This window comes from Lapidilactobacillus mulanensis, from assembly GCF_003946215.1.
GTDB classification, from domain to species: domain Bacteria; phylum Bacillota; class Bacilli; order Lactobacillales; family Lactobacillaceae; genus Lapidilactobacillus; species Lapidilactobacillus mulanensis.
Map to the genome: position 1 here is coordinate 14,694 of NZ_RHOW01000023.1, position 20,261 is coordinate 34,954.

Genomic DNA, 20,261 nt, shown 5'->3' on the forward strand with positions numbered 1-20,261 from the left:
TTTTTAAACTCGCAAAACGAAAATTGGTAAACTAGACACACGACAAATTTAAAAATAGGCGCAATCTTTCGCCTAAAACACGATGATATCGGCTTTTTCAACCGATCTGCACCTATTTTAAAATTTGTCGTGTCTTATTTTGCTCAGATTTGAAATTCATCACAATTTTTATTTTGTTATTCAGAGTAAAGGCTACCTTGATAATCAAACTTTCAGGAACCCATCTATTCAAATCTTACGCCAAATCAAATAAGTTTAGGTCGAAAGTGCTGGGCAGGCAGTCGTGGCAGTGCTAACCATGTTGGCGGGCCGTTTTTTGCCCGCCTTACATGGTGGATCGATTCGAGACTTTGCGATCTGTGCAAAAGCTCAAATCGAAGCTCGGAACTTTTCCCGTCCTTGGAAAAGTGGAGAGCGGTCCCACAGCCACAGACCTGCCTGCCCCAGCACTTTCGACCGCAGGTAGATCGGCCTTTTATAACATTAAGCGGTATAATTAATTAGAAATGATTGGAGGTTGCAACTTTGCACAAGACTTTATATCTCATGCGCCACGGCGAAACATTATTCAATCAACTAGGCAAGATCCAAGGACAGTGCGATTCACCATTAACCGCCAATGGAATCAAGCAAGCTGAAAAAGCTGCGAAATTTTTCGATGACATTCAGCTGGATCATGTTTATAGCTCACCACTCGAACGCTGCTGCGATACGACAGAACTGATTTTGAGCGGTCGAATGGCTTACACACGAGTTAAAGGGTTGAAGGAAATGTATTTCGGGGTCTATGAGGCTGAGAGCAAGGCACTGTTACCTGCATCGCCACTGGATTATCACACATTTTTTGTCCCGTATGGTGGCGAATCAACGGATGAAGTGAGCCGGCGGATGTTAACAACACTGACAAAAATTATGCGTGAACCAACTGATCAGACAGTCCTCGCAGTTTCTCACGGGGATGCGATCTTCAATTTTCTGCGTAATTTGATGGATCCGTTGGCTGAATGGGAGATCGGATTTACCAATTGTATTATTTTCAAGCTTGAGTTTACGGATGACGGGTTTAACTTGATCGATATTATTCGCCAGGCCGATTAATTAATGTCTCAGTCGAAATTAGAACGATCAATCTTTTTTGCCAGTAGGGTTGCCTTTGACTCGACTCAAAGGTTTATAATGTGTTGAGATGTTTATGACCGATTATTTGATGACGATAAACATGAATGTGGGTCAAGTATACCGAGGCAGGTGCTATCGATGAAAACAAAAGAAGTTGCGACGAAATATCAGATTTCTGCGGATACACTCAGATATTGGGAGCGTGAAGGCGCGATTCCGCCGGTACGACGGGATGCCGCAGGTTATCGGGATTATGATGAGGAAGATCTTGATTGGGTCAGCTTTGCGAAATGTATGCGTGATGCTGGTGTCAGTGTTGAGTATTTGATCGAATATATTGAGTTATTCAAGCAGGGGAATACGACTTTGCAAGCACGCAAAGATTTGTTGCGTGAGCAAATGGACACCATCGCGAAACGGTTAGCCGAAATTCAGGAGACGTATGATAAAATTCAGAATAAAGTTGCCCATTATGAAACTCATGTCGAAAACTATCATGGTAAATTAAGCGTATGATCGTCTTAAAATCTTTGCATAAACCTGACGCTGATTTTGGCGGTCGGGTTTTTGTTTGTTCTGGAGTGACTAAGATTTCATTTAGTTGCTAGTTGTATCGCATAATGGATGTTATAATAGACCAACTTATTTGTTTCGTTTGGCACTTTTTTCGGAGGAGAATTAATGGCACGACTTAATCAGCAACACAAAATAATCGACACGCTGGCGATCGGTACCTTGGCGGCAATGGGCGGCCTGTTGATCGGTAACGGTCAATCGGTTGCGGCCAGTACAGATGTGGTGGCGACGACAGTCACACAGTCAGCGGTTAGCACGCCGGTTGCGACTGACGAAAATGCAACAGCTAGTCAAGATAGCAACAACTCAACGACTGGGGAGCTAGCGACTGGTTCTGAGTCAGCTACCGAAGTTAGTGAGCCGGGGGAAACTGACCACAGTTCTGCAGCAACGACTGCTGAAAATGGCGTACCAGCGACCGAGCCAACCACCGCTGATCAAGATACACAAACATCGACTACGACGGATGAACCCGCTGAAACGAGTTCGACAACTTCAGACTCTGAGGTGGTGACAGCGCCAAGTTCAGCTGAGACGCCAACGTCACAAGCAACGACGACAGCGCAACAAGATACGGATAGCACGATCACCTTGCCCGCTGGTTTTGACTCGACGCTATTTGCGGATGTTGATTCTGCCGATCAATTAGCGGCAGAGCACGATCATATTGCAACGGTGACCGCAGCCGGACTTCAAGATCCGACCAACGTTTATCATGCAGCCACAGATGATGAGTCCGTTAAAATTACCAGTGCCACGCAAATCACACCGGAAATTAATCTGATCTTATCGGACTATACGGCTAATTTGTTGAACCAAGTCCGCGCACAATTGGATGCAGCACCACTAACGGTTTCTCGGGGAGCTGTTGATTTCGCTCAAGCGGTGTCAGCTGCTTATGAACAAGATCAGTGGCAGATCCGCCAGCACGGCGATCATGATGTGGCGGCGATTTCGGCAGCGGCTGCAGAATATGGCTTGAAAACAGGCAGTAATTATTACGAGAACATTTCTGCGGGCTATGTTGATTTTTCAAATCTGTCTACGTTAAAGCAGGGAATTTATGAAACAATTCTGGATATGCTATTTGCGGATGGAGATTTGAATTTTGGGCACACGCTTTCTCTGATCGGCTATGGTAGTAGCACGAGTTCCGCGGCCGAGTATGTTGGCGTGGCGGTCGATGCCATGGGGCAGATCCACATCTTACTAGTTCCGACGAATAAGATTGAAGTCGCCGATCGGTTCAGCACGCAATCAGTGACGATACCAACGACTGCGCAAATTTTAGCGAGCGATCCGCAACCGAATCCAGCAGTAACAGTGGGTCAACCCACGCAATCGGTCAGTTTGAAAAAGGACATCTCCACACCAGTTAGCCTAAATACAACCACCGATCAGAAGAGCCAAACGGAAAAAGTTACCGTACAAAAATTGCGTGTTCATTCAGCAGCTCATCACGATTCAGCGAGTCAGACCGCAAGCACACTGCCACAAACAGATGAGGGCTCAAGTCAGCCATTATGGACGTCATTGTTGGGTACGATCCTAGTTTCAATGGCCGCCCTGTTTGGATTTAAGCGCCGGGAGAATTAAAACAGTTGTAAAAACCCTCAGCTATTGGATTGTTGTCCAAATAACTGAGGGTTCTTTGTATGATTTCACTTTTCACGGCTTTTAAATATGAAAATTTTGCTGAAAAAGTAATTTGCGATCACGATGATGACCTGCGTGATTAATTTGGCGAGCAGCGTGTTTGCGGACATGAGATCGATCAAGATATACATCGAACCCATATCCATCCCGTAAGAAATCAGTCGAGCGAAGACGAATTTGGCAAATTCCCAGCTGAGTGCACCGAATGTTTCGGTTTTGGAATGGAAGACCCACAACTTGTTAGTCACAAACGCGAATAAAACGGATAGGATCCACGCAATTGTGTTGGCAATTTGCCAATTGAATGAAAGTAAGTTGTGGCAGATGGCAAAGGCGACGATGTTAACGACGGTTGTCCAACCGCCATAGAATAGATACATGAAGATCGACCACCAGCCATGTTTTTCCAGGTAGGCACGGAATTTTTGATATAATTTCACGAGTTTTCTCCATGAGTAAATTTCAGCGGTATTGCTGAGTTCAACGATTCTCAATATACGCCAAAATTCGTTTCGCTGTCAAATCTCGTTGTGGACTTGGCTTGGAGTCGACTCTAAGGTTTATACTGGATTCGTATCAGAAACTTGGAGGATCATTTATATTGAAAAATTATCAAGCAACAACTTTTAGTGGTGAACGCGCATTGTTTGCTGAAAAAAACGCCCACATCGAAAATTCGGTTTTTTTAGAAGGTGAGTCACCTTTAAAAGAGAGTCGCCATATTCAATTGCAAGGGAGCACTTTTACCTGGAAATATCCACTGTGGTATAGTCAGCATGTGCAAGTGCAAGATACGATTTTCGAGACGATGGCGCGTTCTGGCATTTGGTATACCAAGGATATTCAAATTAAAAATAGCACATTTCAAGCTCCGAAAAATTTCCGCCGCTCCAGTGATATTGTGCTCGATCAGGTTCATTTTTCCGACGCCGAGGAAACTTTATGGACTTGCGAAAATATTAAGCTGACCAATGTCCAAGTCAATGGCGATTAGTTTGGCAAAGATAGCAAGCATATCTATATTGATCATCTTGATCTCGTCGGAAATTACGCATTTGATGGTGCCGAAGATGTCGAGGTCCATAATTCGCGGCTGATCACCAAAGATGCTTTCTGGAATTGCCAGCATGTGACCATCTATGATTCTGTTATCAGTGGTGAATATTTGGCTTGGAATACAAAAGATATCACCTTGATCAACTGTCGTATCACGAGCAATCAGGGTTTATGTTACATCGACAATTTGACTATGAAAAATTGTCAGCTGATCAATTCTGAATTGACGTTCGAATATTGCTCGCAGGTCGATGCACAAATCAGTTCTGATATTGTCAGTGTTAAAAATCCAATCAGTGGGCACATACAAGCTGATTCGATCGGTGAATTGATTCTGGATCCAGATTGCATCGATCCAGCCAAAACCGTGATCGAAACGAAACAGCCTGCATTGAAGGCACACGCAAGTTAGTGCAAAGGCCACTGTAAATTAAATTTCATCAGCTTCGTTTTCCACCAAGGCCAAAATTTATTTAAGCACACCTATAACGAAAGAAGAAAAAATATGTACGATTTCAAAACAGTTATCGATCGTCGCCACACGAATTCTTTGAAATGGGATGTTGGCGCTGATGAATTGCCCATGTGGGTGGCAGATATGGATTTTCAAACTGCACCGGAGATTATTGAAGCGCTGCAGAAGAAGGCGACTTTTGGGATCTTCGGTTATGAAGAACCCGACGAGGCCTATTTTGAGTCGGTTGCCAATTGGTATCAGCAGCAACATGGTTTTCGTCCCGAACCAGATTGGATGATTTTCAGTAACGGCGTCGTTCCCGCTATTTCGTCGATCATCCGTCGACTGACGAATGCCGGCGACAATATTGTCGTGCAGGCGCCAGTTTACGACATCTTTTATCACTCGATCGAAAATAATGGCCGCCATACATTGAGCAACGATTTAGTTTACGATGAGAAAGCATTGACCTACCAAATCGATTTTGCCGATTTAGAAGTCAAGTTGGCCGAACCGTTGACGTCACTCATGATTCTTTGCAATCCTCATAATCCGATCGGCCATGTTTGGTCTCGGGAGGATTTGGTGAGAGTTGCACAACTATGTTTGAACAACCATGTTATTTTGCTTAGCGACGAAATTCATGGCGATTTAACCGCAGCGGGTCATGACTATACCCCGATTTTCTCACTGCCTGCCGCATTGCGTGCCAACACGATCGCGTGCGTTTCACCCAGCAAGACGTTTAATGTGGCCGCATTGCACACCTCGACTGTGATCGTTCCTGATGAAAACCTGCGCAATAGTGTCAGCCGAGGTTTAAATAATGATGAAATTGCGGAACCAAATTCGTTCGCGTTGGTGGCCGCCAAAGCAGCTTATAATCAAGGTGCACCTTGGCTGGCTGCATTGAAACAACAATTAGCGCGTAATCGTAAAATTGTCGCGGAATTTTTAGCAACGGAATTACCGGAGCTTAAATTGGTTCCGGCCGAGGCAACGTACTTGTTGTGGTTAGAATGCACCGATTTCTGCCAAGATTCGGCTAAGTTAGCAGAATATATCCGTTGGGAAACAGGACTCTATCTTTCTGAAGAGGCTGTTTACCGCGGTAACGGCGCCGATTTCTTGCGCTTGAACATTGCTTGTCCTGAACGTGAATTGCAGGACGGATTACACCGATTACAACGTGCCATTCATCAATACGAAAAAGAATCTGTCTGATTTTGAGTCATTAATAACACGATTTTTCAAGGGTCGTGTTATTTTTATGCTAAGAATGCTTGCAGAGTGTTATTCTGCTGGCGGGAATCTGCTAAGATAATTTTTGAAGTGCACAGGGAGATCCTTATGAAGAAAAAATGGTTCTATTTCAGCATCATCCTCTTATTCATGGCTGGACTAACTGGCTGTGGCATGTTGAGTCAGCGCGCGAGTTCAACCAACACCGCTAGCTCAAAAACTGCGGCTCAAACTAGTCGCAAGGCTGAAACGCCTTATCTGCAATCGACGACGCCGACTTTTTATGTGCACGGGTTTCATGGTAGCGCGAGATCAACGAACACTTTGATCAGTTACGCCGAAAAGCAAACCGGCGCGCAGAAGGTGTTGGTGGCGACGGTCGCTAGTAACGGTCAGCTGACTTTCAGTGGTGAGTGGTCTAAAAATATCATGAATCCAATCATTCAAGTCGTTTTCAGTAATAACGTTGCAGTCTACGATTCACAATCGGCTTGGCTGCAGGCGGTTATTAGCGAACTGGCGACAAAATATGGATTCACTCAATATAACGTGGTGGCGCACTCTGCAGGCAATGTAGCGACAGTCAATATGTTAATGACGGCGGATAAACCGGCGAACTTTCCGAAAATCGCTAAATTTGTCTCGATCGCCGGTTGTTATGATGGCGTTATAACGGTGGATGATGTGGTTAACCAGAATTACTTCACCAGTAGTGGCGCGCCGGCCTACGAACATGCAGCTTATGTTTTACTCGATGGCAAGCGGCAGAATTTTCCCAACGGGGTGCATATTCTAAATATGATCGGTGATCTAAACGACGGATCACATTCCGATGGGCTCGTCAGCAATGTTTCGGCGCGTTCATTGAAATATTTAATTCGTGGTCACCAAGCTGACTATACGGAAAAAGTTTTCTCCGGCAGCAATGCACAACATAGCGAGCTGCACGAAAATAGTCAGGTCGCCACTGCGGTCGATCAATATTTATGGGGTAATCCCAACTATCAACAAGCAAAAAAGTAACCGATGGAGGAATCATGGATTATTTAGCAAGAACGAAATCTAAACAGGCGTTCAATTCGAATTATTTTGATCTGCCGAGTCAATTACAAGAACCCGCTCAGCAGTTATGTTGGCAATTAAATCAGACTGATCCGAGCGATGCGAAAACGCGGCAAGCATTAGTTAAGCAATTATTTGGAACGGCAACTGATCTTACCGGAGTCGGCCCCAATTTTCATTGTGACTATGGCTTTAATATTCATGCACATGGTTTTGCGGCGATTAATTATAATTGTAGTTTTCTAGACACGTCACCGATCGAAATTGGCAATGGTGCTTTTATTGCGCCTAATGTTTGCTTAGCTTGTTCGGGTCACTCATTGATCGGCGAGGAGCGTCGGAATGGCTGGGGAACTTCTGCGCCGATCACGCTTGAAGATGACGTTTGGCTAGGTGCTAATGTCGTGGTTCTTGGGGGTGTCACAATTGGTGCGGGCAGTGTGATCGGAGCTGGCAGCGTCGTGACTAAAGATATTCCCGCCGGTGTGATCGCGGTCGGCAGCCCGGCGAAGGTTCTGCGGCCGATCACCGACGCGGATCGCATCAGTTTTCCGCGCTGATCTCGTGTGAAGCGTATTTGTTTGCGAAACAAGCCGTTTTCAGTAATTAAAATTAAATACTGACAAATTTTCAGAAATAATGATATACTAAATGTATTTTGTTTCAGCAAATCAACCGTAAATTCCAGAAAGTCTAACTTTCGTGTAGGGGATCTACGGTTTTATTTTGTCTAAAATTTTGGAGGTTTTTATTTTGATAGAACAAAAAGTTTCGCGACAGACAATATTAAGTGTATTGGCTGCCGGCCTATTAAGTTTCATGGGTATTCTGGTGGAAACGTCGCTCAACGTGACTTATGCCACGCTAACCGTTGAATTAAACGTCAAGCTGGCGACGATTCAGTGGTTAACGACGGGTTATTTGTTAGTCGTGACCATGATGATGATCGCGTCCGCACATCTGATCAAGAAATACCCGGTCAAAAATTTATTTATTTTTGCGATCAGTTGTTTCATGATCGGCACGTTAATTTTGGCCGTTTCGAATAGTTTTGCAGTTATGATGCTGGGCCGGATCATCCAAGGTCTTTCTACTGGGTTGTCGGTTCCCCTGATGTTTCATTTGATCCTATCCAGCATTCCTCGTCAGCATTTAGCAACTTATACCGGCATGGCGGCGATGATTATTGCCCTAGCACCAGCGCTTGGCCCCACATATGGTGGGTTATTAGTCTCATTGTGGTCTTGGCGGATGATTTTTTGGTTGCTGATCCCATTTATCGTCTTGGTTTTCGTTTTGGGAATTCGGACGTTAACCTTGCAACCCGCCTTTCCACATGATCAATTCGACACGATCGGATTTATTATTTTATCGGCAGTTTTATTCTTACTCGATTTTGCGTTCAGTCAAGCTGCTAAAAGTGGGTTCATGAGCCTTAACTTCTGGGGACTGATCATTATCGCCATCATTTTGGCCGTGATCTTTTATCAATATGATCGCCGTAGCCAACGTCATTTGCTCGACTTCTCGATTTTTAAAAATAAAATTGTCAGTTGGCATTTGCTGGGGTATTTCTTATTACAATTCATTAATATTGGCTTGTCTTTCGTGATCCCGCAAGTTGCGCAATTCGTGCTTGGACAAAGTGCCTCGGCTGCAGGGATGATGTTACTGCCAGGTGCCTTATTAGGAGCAGTGGTTGCACCATTGGCGGGCCGCTTGATGGATCAACTTGGCAACCCACTACCGATTTTGATCGGTCATTTTATTTTAGTGTTGGGGACGTTGACTTTTGTGTTATTCACACATAATTTAACCGTCGCTTCGATCGTGATTGCCTATATGGTCTTGCGTTTGGGCTTCAATTTGGCTTTTGGTAATACGATTACCGATGCCAGTCTACAGGTTGATAGTAAGCAGAAGGCTGATATCAACGCCGCGTTTAATATGTCACAACAATATGCGGGCTCGTTTGGGACGGGTGTCTTAGCGGCAATTATCGGCGTGTCTCAGTTACGTCCCGGTAAAGTCGCAACCACCACGGCTCAAGGTGCGCGGATCGATTATTGGCTGTTACTGATTCTAGCTGTCATCGCGTTAATCGGCGGTTGGTTTAGTTATCGCGAAGAAATGAAGAAACGTCGCGCAATCAACGACGCGAAATAAGACTTTAAAAAAAGCAGCAAGTGCTCGCAAATTTAGCGAGTACTTGCTGCTTTTTTCAGTGATGAAATGAATTAGGGTTTGGTGATTTTTGAAAGTTTCCGTTGATGACGTTTCTGAAACAAGGCGCGAAAATTCAGAGTGATCATCATAACGGCGATAATGATCACGGCGCCGCCAATGAAATCCATCTGGCCTAAGCGGGTATGAACCAGAAAGACGGCGAAGAAAGTTGCCGACAACGGTTCAAAGGCATCTAGTAAACTGGCGGTTGTGGGCAAAATATAAATCAAACTCGTTGAGAAGAGAATGAACGCGATCACCGTCCCAATCAGAATGGTGACTAACAAGAGCGCGAAATCACGTAGGCTAACAGTCACGGATCGTTGCCAGAATGGACCGAAGATATTCAGCACCCCGCCACTGATCAACATCCCCCAACCAGTCACGCTCAAAACACCGAATTTTGGCAAGAGTTCGCGCGGCATCAGCGAGTTGGTAGCAACACCGATCGCCGAGAGAAAGCCCCAAAATAAAACCGCGGATGGCACCGCCAACTGATTAAAATGGCCGTGGGTCACGATCAGCAGCATTCCCAGAAATGCCAGCAATAAACCGGCGCCTTCTGTTCGCGTCGGGACTTGGCGTTTGAAAATCAAAAAGTAAAGGGTGATGACGAACGGTCCCAAAAATTGCAGAATTGTTGCGATCGGTGCATTGCCATATTCGACTGTTTTGAAATAACAATACTGAACGGGGATCAAACCGAAAAGCGCGTAGGCAGATAATGTCAGCAACGATTTTTTATCGTGCCAAATTTTCAGGGGTTGTTCGTGCCGCAATTGCGCGAGGACCAGCATGATCAAACCTGCCGCGATCATGCGCACTTCGCTGACCCACAAAGGTGTCATCGCCGGATTTAATTTAAACAGCATGCTGACGGTCACGCCGGAGAATCCCCACATGATCGCGGCCGAGCTCGCCAAGATCGTTCCGATCATAAATCTTTTTCTGTTCACAGCTAACATTATTCACGCCTCAAGAAGTTGTTGTTTTGAATCGTCTAGAGTTTAGTTTAGCGATTTTTGATAAAAAAATAAATAGGCAGTGTCAGAAAATATTGATCTTGAGTGCCGTTGATTGCAAATCAGACGGCAACCGATCGAGAGCTGCCGAAAAAAGTAGTGAGTTAATTTCTTGACAAACTTATGTTTACAAATGTAAACTTAACTCATCAACAAGATTCCTGAACTTTTTCGAAGCTGAAAAAATTGGGTAGATGGGGAGCACACAAAATGAAGATGGACAGCAAAGAAACCACTCACGAGCACCAAGGAATGGATCACATGAACATGAGTGATCAGCATAGTATGAACGATGATCACGGCAATGGCGGTCATATGATGCATATGGGCGATATGAAGAAGAAATTTTGGATCTCGTTAATTTTAATGATCCCCATTTTATTATTCTCACCGATGATGGGCATCCAATTACCGTTCATGGTCACTTTTCCAGGTTCAGAATGGATCGTTCTCATTGCAGCTACGGTGATTTTTTTCTACGGTGGGATGCCATTCTTCACCGGCGCATGGTCTGAGTTGAAGGCGCGCAAACCGGCGATGATGACCTTGATCACGTTAGGAACTGGCGTCGCGTATATTTATAGCCTGTACGCATTCGTCGTCAACAATTTCGGTAGCCATAGCATGCACGTGATGGATTTCTTCTCGGAGGAAGCCACGCTGATCGTAATCATGTTGCTGGGACATTGGCTGGAAATGAACGCCATCATGAATGCCGGCAACGCGCTAGAAAAAATGGCGCAATTATTACCCGGTGAAGCACACGTTAAATCAGAAAATGGCGATGTGATCGACAAGCCGCTCGCAGAAGTCCAAGTTGGTGAGACGGTCATCGTCCGTGGTGGTGAATCAATTCCCACCGATGGTAAAATCATTGCGGGGCAGAGTTCGGTCAACGAATCTTTAGTAACCGGTGAAGCGAAGGCCATCAAAAAAGTCGCTGGCGAAAAGGTGATCGGTGGATCGATCAATGGCGATGGTGCTTTAACAATCGAAGTCACTGGTACCGGTGAGAGCGGCTATTTAGCCCAAGTCATGCAATTAGTTCAAAAAGCGCAACAAGACAAATCAAAAACTGAAACACTGGCGGATCGAGTTGCGGGCTGGTTATTCTATGCGGCACTTGGTTTCGGGATCCTTGCGTTTGTTTTCTGGTGGATCAATGCCGATTTGGCAACCGCGTTATCGCGCATGGTTACCGTCCTCGTGATTGCTTGCCCGCACGCACTTGGTGTGGCGATCCCATTAGTTGTTGCACGTAGTACCTCGATTGCAGCAGCGAATGGCTTGTTGATCCAACAACGGGATGCGATTGAAAAAGCGAAACATATTTCCCACGTGCTTTTGGATAAAACCGGGACGTTAACAGAAGGCGAATTCACACTGAACACCGTTAAAAGTTTAACGGACACATTATCCGATGATGAGGCGCTGAGTCTGATTGCCGGAATGGAACAACACAGCAGCCATCCAATTGCCACCGGTATTTTAACGGGTGCTAAGGAACGAAAAGTTAAAATTTCTGCTGCCGAAAATGTGGAGACGATCAAAGGCGTTGGTTTGAGCGGCGACATTGAGGGTAAATCCTATCAAATTGTCACAGCTGCATTTTTGAACAAGCAAAATATCGAATTCGATAAAGATCAATATGATCAACTCGCACAACAAGGCAATAGTGTCAGCTATTTAGTTAGCAACGATCAGGCACTGGCAATTTTGGCAGTTGGGGATCAAATTAAACCCGAAGCGAAAAAATTCATTACCGATTTGAAATCGATGGGAATCACCCCCGTCATGTTGACCGGTGATAATCAACAAACCGCTCAAAAAGTCGCAAACTCATTAGGAATCACCGAATTCAAAGGTCAGTTGTTACCAGAAGACAAAGAAAAAGTTGTCCGCGAATATCAAGCTAAAGGCAACGACGTGATGATGGTCGGCGACGGCGTCAATGACGCGCCTGCATTAGTTCGGGCCAACATTGGTGTGGCAATCGGTGCCGGTACCGATGTCGCCATCGATTCGGCCGATGTCGTGTTAGTGCACAGTGATCCTGCTGATGTGGTCAACTTCTTGAAGCTGTCGAAAGCAACCAATCGCAAAATGATCGAAAATTTGTGGTGGGGTGCAGGCTATAATGTGATCACAATTCCGTTGGCGGCGGGAATTTTAGCGCCGCTCGGATTTGTGCTCAACCCAGCAGTCGGCGCGGCGGTCATGTCGTTGTCAACAATCATCGTGGCGCTAAATGCGATGACCTTGCGATTGAAAAAATAAGAATTAGTTGGTCTTGAAGGCTTTGTTTGCTTGAGGTAGGATTTAATTTGGTTCCGTCAGAACGCTACAGAAAAATGTTGCGCCTCGCTGTGGGGATGACTTCAAGCCTTTTGAAAACCGCAAAAGTCTTGAAGATCACCCTTGTTCTAGCAGGACTTGGGTTTAGTAGATGACTGCATTATTGCGCAACTTATCCGAGAACATTTAAGAAATCATTTGGTCCCGCAAGAACAATTTCACTGCGAGTCGCAACTTTTTCTTCCGCGTTCTGACTCATCTTGGCAGTTTTATAGTGCTGGCTCTGGTCAACGTCTAGTCCTGTGCGACTGATTTTAAGCGCAACTTTAATTTCTAGAGGACGAAAGGCGGACTTGATCATCACACAAACTTTTTCGTTCAACTATTCAAAGTAAAGGCAACAATGTTAATCAAGTTTGAGGAACCCTGTTATTCCAATCCTAGCCTAAACAAAATAAGTTTAGGTAGAAGTTGCGGAAGAAAATAGTGGGGTTGCAGTGGTAATTTTGTTAATGAGCGGGTTTTGCGAATTTACAAAATGGGAAAATATGAGATCCGGCGTTTTTCCGGAGCTCACATTTTAGGCGGAAGAATTTCCGGTCTTTGGAAATCCTGCAGCCGTCCCCACAGCAACCTCCCACTATTTTCTGGAGCAACTTCTGCCGAAGGTAGGCCAAATTTGACAATTAACTTTTAGTTAGCAAAAATCTTAACAATTTAATTCATACGTTATCCTGAATAAAATAAGTTAAAAAACAAGTAGCAGAATTGGCGAGCAGGCTGAATTCTGCTATTTTTGTTTATACAACATCTTGTATTAATTGATAGTTTTCCGCATGATATCCACAATATCTGCTTCTTGTACCTCTTGCTTATTGCCTGCCCACCCGTTATTATTAGTATTAAGAAACATGATGAAGAGGTAGTTGTGATGCAAGAATTGAAGACGAATTCAGTTGAAACAGCGGTACAGATCAACGTGATCAAGCGTGATGGCCGGATCATGAATTTCGATCCAAGTAAAATTGCGCAAGCCATGCAAAAAGCAGCGGACAAAGAAAATAGCAATGATGATCTTGATGCGAGAACATCAGGTGAATTGCAGTCTGTGCTAGATGATGTGCTTGCAGAAATTGCCGATCGCTTCCCAGAGAATATTAAAATTTATGAGATCCAGAGCATTGTTGAGCATACAATGTTGGATCATCATTTGTATCAAATCGCTCAAGACTATATTAATTATCGGACTGAGCGTGATTTCGAGCGCAGTCAGGCCACCGATATTAATTTTACGATTCAAAAATTATTGAAACATGACGCAACGGTTGTTAATGAGAACGCCAATAAAGATAGCAAGGTTTTCAATACGCAACGCGATTTAACAGCCGGGACGGTTGCTAAGGCAATGGGTTTGAAAATGTTGCCACCCAAGGTTGCTAATGCACATTTAAAGGGTGAGATTCATTGGCATGACTTGGATTACCAACCATACAGTCCGATGACGAATTGCTGTTTGATCGACTTTAAGGAAATGTTGACGAATGGTTTCAAAATTGGCAACGCGGATGTTGAGCCGCCGCATTCTATTCAGACGGCGACTGCACAAATGGCGCAGATCATCGCCAATGTGGCTTCTAGTCAGTATGGTGGCTGTTCTGCAGACCGTGTCGATGAATTATTGGCACCTTTTGCCGAGAAAAATTTAGCTAAGCATGAATCTGAAGCTGCCGAATGGATCGATGAACCTGAACGTCGCAAAGAGTATGCGATCAAACGGACTAAAAAAGACATTTACGACGCGATGCAGGCACTTGAATACGAGATCAATACTTTATACTCATCTCAAGGTCAAACGCCATTTACGACGCTTGGATTCGGTTTAGGGTCAAGTTGGATCGAACGCGAGATCCAGAAGTCGATTTTGAAGATCCGGATCCAAGGTTTAGGCAAAGAACACCGGACCGCTATTTTCCCTAAACTGGTTTTCGCATTGAAACGCGGATTGAACTTGAATCCAGAGGATCCTAATTATGATGTCAAGCAATTGGCAATCGAATGTGCGACGAAGCGGATGTATCCCGACGTCTTAAGCTATGACAAATTGATCGATCTGACTGGCTCGTTCAAAGCACCGATGGGTTGTCGTAGTTTCTTACAAGGCTGGAAAGATCCCGAGACCGGCAAAGAAGTTAATTCTGGCCGGATGAATTTAGGCGTTGTTACGCTGAATTTACCACGGATCGCGATGGAATCTGCAGGTGATCAAGATAAATTCTGGCAGATCCTGGAAGAACGTTTGGGCGTCTGTAAAGAAGCGCTGATTTTCAAAGTTAATCGTGCGAAACAATCTTTGCCAACTAATGCGCCAATATTGTATCAGTATGGTGCGTTCGGCAAACGTTTGAATGAGAATGATCCTGTTGATGAATTGTTCAAGAACAGCCGTGCAACTGTTTCACTTGGCTACATTGGCTTGTATGAAGTCGGTACGGTTTTCTTCGGTCCAACTTGGGAACACGATCCAGAAGCTAAACAATTTACGATCAACGTGGTCAAGGCTTTGTACGATCATTGTGTCGATTGGGAAAAAGAATATGGCTACCACTTTAGCGTTTACAGCACGCCATCTGAAAGTTTGACCGATCGTTTCTGTCGCTTGGATACACAGAAGTTCGGCAAAGTGAAGGATATTACTGACAAGGAATATTATACGAACAGTTTCCACTATGATGTGCGTAAGAATCCAACACCGTTTGAAAAGTTAGATTTCGAAAAAGATTATCCTAAATATTGTTCGGGTGGCTTTATTCATTATTGCGAATATCCGAACCTGAAACAGAATCCGAAAGCCTTAGAGGCCGTTTGGGATTATGCATATGATCGCATTGGCTATTTGGGAACCAACACGCCGATCGACCAATGTTTCAAGTGTGGCTTCAAGGGTGAGTTCGTGCCCACTGAGAAGGGCTTTAAGTGCCCACAATGTGGTAATAGTGACCCTGCAAGTTGTGATGTAGTTAAGCGGACTTGTGGCTACTTAGGTAATCCTAATCAGCGACCAATGGTTCACGGCCGCCACGAAGAAATTATCCACCGCGTTAAGCATATGAGCTTTAGCAATAATCAAGTTGCTAATGAGAATCGCAACGAATAACCTAGTCAATTAAAGAAACGAGTGATCCATTTGCCGACAGAAAATATTAAGTTACCAAAAAATCCCCAACCCGGCGAATGGCGGTCGGAAGATTTAAGTCAGAAATATATTGCCAGTTACAAACCTTTTAACTTTGTTGACGGTGAGGGTGTGCGTTGCAGCTTGTATGTATCTGGTTGCCGTTTTGCCTGTCCAGGTTGTTACAATGCAGCCGCACAGAATTTTCGTTATGGTAAGCCTTATACGGATGAATTGCAGGAGCAGATTCTTGACGATCTCAGCCAATCTTATGTGCAAGGATTGACGCTATTAGGTGGCGAGCCGTTTGTTAATACGCAAGTTTGCCTGCAGTTGGTGGACGCATTGCGTGCGCGCTTCGGTCACACGAAAGATGTCTGGTCTTGGACTGGTTATACTTGGGATGAACTGATGCAAGAAACGCCCGACAAGTTAGAACTCCTCAGCAAGATCGATATTCTAGTCGACGGCCGTTTCCTCCTAGCAAAAAAAGATTTAACACTACAATTTCGCGGAAGTAGCAACCAACGCATTATTGATGTTCAAAAATCACTCGCAACGGGTGAAGTCGTTATCTGGGATAAATTAGTTAAATAAAATGCTACAAATAAAAACACGATGTCATTTGACATCGTGTTTTTTGCTATCTATTTATGGTTGAGGCGGTTTTAATAAGCGCTTGATATTTTTTAAATTCAGATCTGGGCATCAAGTAAACCGCCCGATTATCCAAATTGCGAATACGATATTGATGGCTGAATAAATGGATTGTGACGCCAACAATCATCATGATCAATCCGGCACCGTAAAGTGTGAGAATCGGAATTCCGGCGAGGACCAAGGTGGATTCCAAAGCAGTGAAAGTGTGCTTAAGTTGCGGCAAGTTGCCATTGGTATCACGCAATTCTTCTAAATCTGTCAGGATAATGGGTTGCATATTTTCCATGAGGGAACCTCGGTTCTATGCGAAAAAATTGATAGCTTAAGTGCAATCTAACCAACTGGTGGCATTTCAGAGAGCAACTTCGCGTTGATTCTATTGTTGTCAAGAATCAAACGCTCAAGTTTCCCGTCATCTTTTTCTTTGAAAATATCGTGATAAAAGTCAGGAATAGTGTAACTGATCTTCTGAGCAGCAGATAAATCTCAACTTCGGGGATCCACAACGCTGGAGCGGGGCGCTTGAGTAGGGAGATGTTGATTTGATAATTTTCAGGCCAGGCAATTGTTTTCTCGAGACCGCGATATTTTTTCCCAAGGAACTAAAGACCAGTGCATTGGGGGTCAGCTGCATCGTCAGAATGCTTTCCTGAGGGCCGGCGCCATATCTTGTTGTGGTAACTTCGTTATGATTTAGAACTAACAAAACCGGAATATAAATTTCTGCAGCGAGTGCTTGATCAAGTGTTTCTATGCTGAGCGCGTTCGTAAAAGCACATCCGCGTTTGGTTGATTCTTGCTTTGATTTCTCTAAGTTATTCATGAGTTTATCGAATATTTTATTATCTCCTTATATTGCAGCCATTAGAAGTGAGCTTGAATTTTAATATTGAAGATTGATATTGACAAACAATTTCGTATCAGAAAAAAATAAACAATTTTTTTGAGAATCGATGTATTGATTGAGTGCCGATTTTCCGATTTAGCTAAGTACAAAATGTATTTATATGTAATTTTTAAATTAGAAAATTAATGTAAGTGAGCCGCAATTTCTTTCATTTCAACTGATTGATGGTGTCTAAGACTTGAAAGTTCTAATGTTTGGAGGTTATTTATTCTTCTAATATTTTAGTCATTATTTATATTATCTTGCGTAAATTGACGATGATTATTAGCTTTTATTAAAAGCTATTGCAAGAGGAATGATATTTATGAAACCGCTAAAATGAGATAAATATTTATAAATAATCATTTGTTTGCATGAGATCAGTTCACAATTGTAAAAAAATATTCTCAAAATTTGATACTCGTTTTTTAATTTATCCCTTTACAATGAATTTATTCCATTGGAGAAGCCACAGCCAACGGGTAATCCCTATTAATTATCCGATCAGGATGGCAAACAAAAAATTGAATTGGGGGATTCAAATATGAGACGCTTAGGTAAGAACAATCATTTGCAAAGCATGGAACGCGTTAACCTGCATTACCGTATGCATAAGAGCGGCAAGAAATGGGTTTTCACCATGTTATTCGGTTTGGCAATGAGCACAGGATTAGTCAGTGTGAATGTACCGGCGCATGCGCATGCAGACACGGTGAACAGCGAATATACCGCAGTTACTAAAACCTCAACAGATTCAGGCGGCTTGGCAACTAAGGCTACAACTGATACTATTTCGGTACATTACTATATTTTGAATGCTGATGGTAGTTTCGAATTGATTCAGGATAATAGTGGTAGTTACTCCACTAATCTGACTGGACCGACTGGCGATAACGTTACTAAGGATATTACGCCATTGAAAATTGATGGTTATGATTTCGTCACGTATACTGATGGACCTAAGCAGGGTAATGATATTGTTTTTACCGGAGACATTATTTATGGTGATCAAGGCGATATTTGGTTATTGTATGTTCCAAAAGGTGCAACGTCACTGCTTCCTGAGGATCCAGATAGTGACGGGTTAACGAATTCGGAAGAGAATGATATTGGAACTAATCCTACGAACCCCGATACCGATAGTGATGGTAAAGATGATGGTGAGGATGAAGATCCCTTGACTCCTGCCGAGACGGCCTCAGCGGATTTAACAATTAATTATGTTGACGTAGATAATAACAATGAAATAGTCTATTCGGAAATTGACGCTGACCATAAAGTTGGTGGTGTTGTTTCCTATCAGCCAAAACTAACCGCAAAGGAATTAGCCAATTACGTGTTTGTTGATGGGGAAGACACTTTGCGCTCGGTGACAATGGATGCCGATGGCGAAACGATTACTGTTAAGGTAAAACAGAATGACCATGTAATTACGCAACAAACTCAAACTTGGTATGTTGCGTACGAAGGATTAGACGATTCGATCGTACCGGACTCAGCTAAGCAAACAATTACTTGGACTGTAGATACAAACGTAACTACGGGTGAAAAGACTTATTCGACTGATGATAAATTTACCAGTGTTGATTCACCGGTAATAGCTGGATATACAGCTGATCAAGCTTCAGTTGCTGCTCCAGAGATCGGCAGTACTCCGGATGAGGATAGTTATGCAACTGTCACTTATACCAAAGATGTTGATCCCGATGATCCGGATTCCGATGGGCTGACTTCAGAAGAAGAGTCAGAAGCGGGAACAGATCCAGACAATCCGGATACCGATAGTGATGGTGTGAACGATTCTGATGATGTGAAACCATTGGATCCAACAATTTCCGATGACAAAGACGACCCAGATTCTGACAACCTGACTTCAGAGGAAGAGTCAGAAGCAGGAACAGATCCTGACAACTCGGATACAGATGGCGATGGTGTGAATGATTCTGATGATGTGAAACCATTGGATCCAACAATTTCTGATGACAAAGACGACCCGGATTCTGACAACCTAACTTCAGAAGAAGAGTCAGAAGCAGGAACAGACCCTGATAATTCAGATACCGATAGTGATGGTGTGAATGATTCGGACGATGTGAAACCACTAGATCCAACAATTTCTGATGATAAAGATGATCCAGATTCCGACAACTTAACTTCAGAAGAAGAGTCAGAAGCAGGGACAGATCCAGACAATTCGGATACAGATGGCGATAGCGTGAATGATTCGGACGATGTGAAACCACTAGACCCAACAATTTCTGATGATAAAGACGATCCAGACTCCGACAACTTAACTTCAGAAGAGGAGTCAGAAGCGGGAACAGACCCAGACAATTCGGATACAGATGGCGATGGTGTAAATGATTCGGACGATGTGAAACCACTAGACCCAACAATTTCTGATGATAAAGATGATCCGGATTCTGATGGGTTATCGAATTCTGATGAGGCTGGCAAGGGCACTGATCCAACTAATTCAGATACAGATGGTGATGGCATCAACGATTCAGAAGATGCTTATCCACTTGATCCGAATAATGGTGTCAAAACGCCTGAGCATAATCAAAACCAGTCAGTTTCTAACCAGGAACATGGTACTGGCAAGCTTCCACAGACTGATGAAAAAGCTGGTTCTTCATTAAGCGTAGTAGGTCTTATCCTGAGCGCATTGGGATTATTCGGCCTTGGTGTACGACGCAAAAAAGAGGATCAGTAGTATTTAAATACAAGGTATACAAAAAGAACGTAAAGTCAGTGATGACTTTAGGCTATACTCCTACTTAAGTAGACAAGCAAATAATCAAAGCTTGTACACTTAGGAAGGAGTTTTTT

Annotated in this window: 15 protein-coding genes and 1 pseudogene; 12 read left to right on the forward strand and 4 right to left on the reverse strand. The window is 43.7% G+C overall.

The window, feature by feature from the left end; translation table 11 throughout:
* Window positions 1-525: 525 nt before the first annotated feature.
* From EKM67_RS06850 to EKM67_RS06860, 3 genes are all read left to right on the forward strand, one after another.
* Window positions 526-1,098 carry a histidine phosphatase family protein gene (locus EKM67_RS06850; protein ID WP_125578291.1) on the forward strand — a complete coding sequence of 191 codons (573 nt, stop codon included), beginning with the start codon at window positions 526-528 and terminating at the stop codon, window positions 1,096-1,098.
* A 159-nt stretch (window positions 1,099-1,257) separates the two neighbouring features.
* A complete protein-coding gene (locus tag EKM67_RS06855) occupies window positions 1,258-1,635 on the forward strand; it encodes a MerR family transcriptional regulator (protein WP_125578292.1) in 378 nt (125 codons plus the stop codon).
* 165 nt (window positions 1,636-1,800) lie between these two features.
* Window positions 1,801-3,291 (forward strand): SEC10/PgrA surface exclusion domain-containing protein, encoded by a 1,491-nt coding sequence (locus EKM67_RS06860; RefSeq protein WP_125578293.1) that lies wholly within the window; start codon window positions 1,801-1,803, stop codon window positions 3,289-3,291.
* A gap of 65 nt (window positions 3,292-3,356) precedes the next feature.
* On the opposite strand, the gene EKM67_RS06865 is transcribed toward EKM67_RS06860, so the two are convergent.
* On the reverse strand, window positions 3,357-3,791 hold the full coding sequence (locus EKM67_RS06865; RefSeq protein WP_125578294.1) for a GtrA family protein: 435 nt from the start codon (window positions 3,789-3,791) through the stop codon (window positions 3,357-3,359).
* Between the two features lie 161 nt (window positions 3,792-3,952).
* On the opposite strand from EKM67_RS06865, the pseudogene EKM67_RS06870 reads away from it, so the two are divergent.
* The 5 genes and pseudogenes from EKM67_RS06870 to EKM67_RS06890 all read left to right on the forward strand — a co-directional run bounded on the left by EKM67_RS06870 (window position 3,953) and on the right by EKM67_RS06890 (window position 9,334).
* A pseudogene (locus EKM67_RS06870) lies at window positions 3,953-4,819 on the forward strand (DUF3737 family protein).
* Between the two features lie 93 nt (window positions 4,820-4,912).
* Window positions 4,913-6,088, forward strand: coding sequence for a MalY/PatB family protein (locus tag EKM67_RS06875; RefSeq protein ID WP_125578295.1), 1,176 nt, complete (start codon window positions 4,913-4,915; stop codon window positions 6,086-6,088).
* A gap of 126 nt (window positions 6,089-6,214) precedes the next feature.
* Window positions 6,215-7,129 (forward strand): alpha/beta hydrolase, encoded by a 915-nt coding sequence (locus EKM67_RS06880; protein WP_125578296.1) that lies wholly within the window; start codon window positions 6,215-6,217, stop codon window positions 7,127-7,129.
* A gap of 14 nt (window positions 7,130-7,143) precedes the next feature.
* Window positions 7,144-7,728 carry a sugar O-acetyltransferase gene (locus tag EKM67_RS06885; protein WP_125578297.1) on the forward strand — a complete coding sequence of 195 codons (585 nt, stop codon included), beginning with the start codon at window positions 7,144-7,146 and terminating at the stop codon, window positions 7,726-7,728.
* 193 nt (window positions 7,729-7,921) lie between these two features.
* The gene (locus tag EKM67_RS06890) at window positions 7,922-9,334 is read left to right on the forward strand and encodes an MFS transporter (RefSeq protein WP_125578298.1); all 1,413 of its coding nucleotides are present in this window, start codon (window positions 7,922-7,924) and stop codon (window positions 9,332-9,334) included.
* Between the two features lie 71 nt (window positions 9,335-9,405).
* Here EKM67_RS06890 and EKM67_RS06895 read toward each other — a convergent pair whose 3' ends face one another.
* Window positions 9,406-10,359 (reverse strand): DMT family transporter, encoded by a 954-nt coding sequence (locus tag EKM67_RS06895; protein WP_225417335.1) that lies wholly within the window; start codon window positions 10,357-10,359, stop codon window positions 9,406-9,408.
* A gap of 267 nt (window positions 10,360-10,626) precedes the next feature.
* On the opposite strand from EKM67_RS06895, the gene EKM67_RS06900 reads away from it, so the two are divergent.
* The gene (locus EKM67_RS06900) at window positions 10,627-12,693 is read left to right on the forward strand and encodes a heavy metal translocating P-type ATPase (RefSeq protein WP_125578299.1); all 2,067 of its coding nucleotides are present in this window, start codon (window positions 10,627-10,629) and stop codon (window positions 12,691-12,693) included.
* Between the two features lie 190 nt (window positions 12,694-12,883).
* On the opposite strand, the gene EKM67_RS06905 is transcribed toward EKM67_RS06900, so the two are convergent.
* Complete coding sequence (locus tag EKM67_RS06905; protein WP_125578300.1) at window positions 12,884-13,072, reverse strand: hypothetical protein; 189 nt, start codon at window positions 13,070-13,072, stop codon at window positions 12,884-12,886.
* Between the two features lie 570 nt (window positions 13,073-13,642).
* Here EKM67_RS06905 and nrdD point away from each other — a divergent pair.
* Both nrdD and nrdG read left to right on the forward strand, forming a co-directional pair.
* Entirely contained in the window at window positions 13,643-15,865 is a 2,223-nt protein-coding gene (gene nrdD / locus EKM67_RS06910) for an anaerobic ribonucleoside-triphosphate reductase (RefSeq protein ID WP_125578301.1), read from the forward strand.
* A 30-nt stretch (window positions 15,866-15,895) separates the two neighbouring features.
* A complete protein-coding gene (gene nrdG / locus EKM67_RS06915) occupies window positions 15,896-16,480 on the forward strand; it encodes an anaerobic ribonucleoside-triphosphate reductase activating protein (protein WP_125578302.1) in 585 nt (194 codons plus the stop codon).
* 46 nt (window positions 16,481-16,526) lie between these two features.
* Here nrdG and EKM67_RS06920 read toward each other — a convergent pair whose 3' ends face one another.
* The gene (locus EKM67_RS06920; protein ID WP_125578303.1) at window positions 16,527-16,829 is read right to left on the reverse strand and encodes an SH2 domain-containing protein; all 303 of its coding nucleotides are present in this window, start codon (window positions 16,827-16,829) and stop codon (window positions 16,527-16,529) included.
* 1,144 nt (window positions 16,830-17,973) lie between these two features.
* On the opposite strand from EKM67_RS06920, the gene EKM67_RS06925 reads away from it, so the two are divergent.
* Window positions 17,974-20,145 carry a mucin-binding protein gene (locus EKM67_RS06925; protein WP_125578304.1) on the forward strand — a complete coding sequence of 724 codons (2,172 nt, stop codon included), beginning with the start codon at window positions 17,974-17,976 and terminating at the stop codon, window positions 20,143-20,145.
* The last annotated feature ends 116 nt before the right edge of the window (window positions 20,146-20,261 follow it).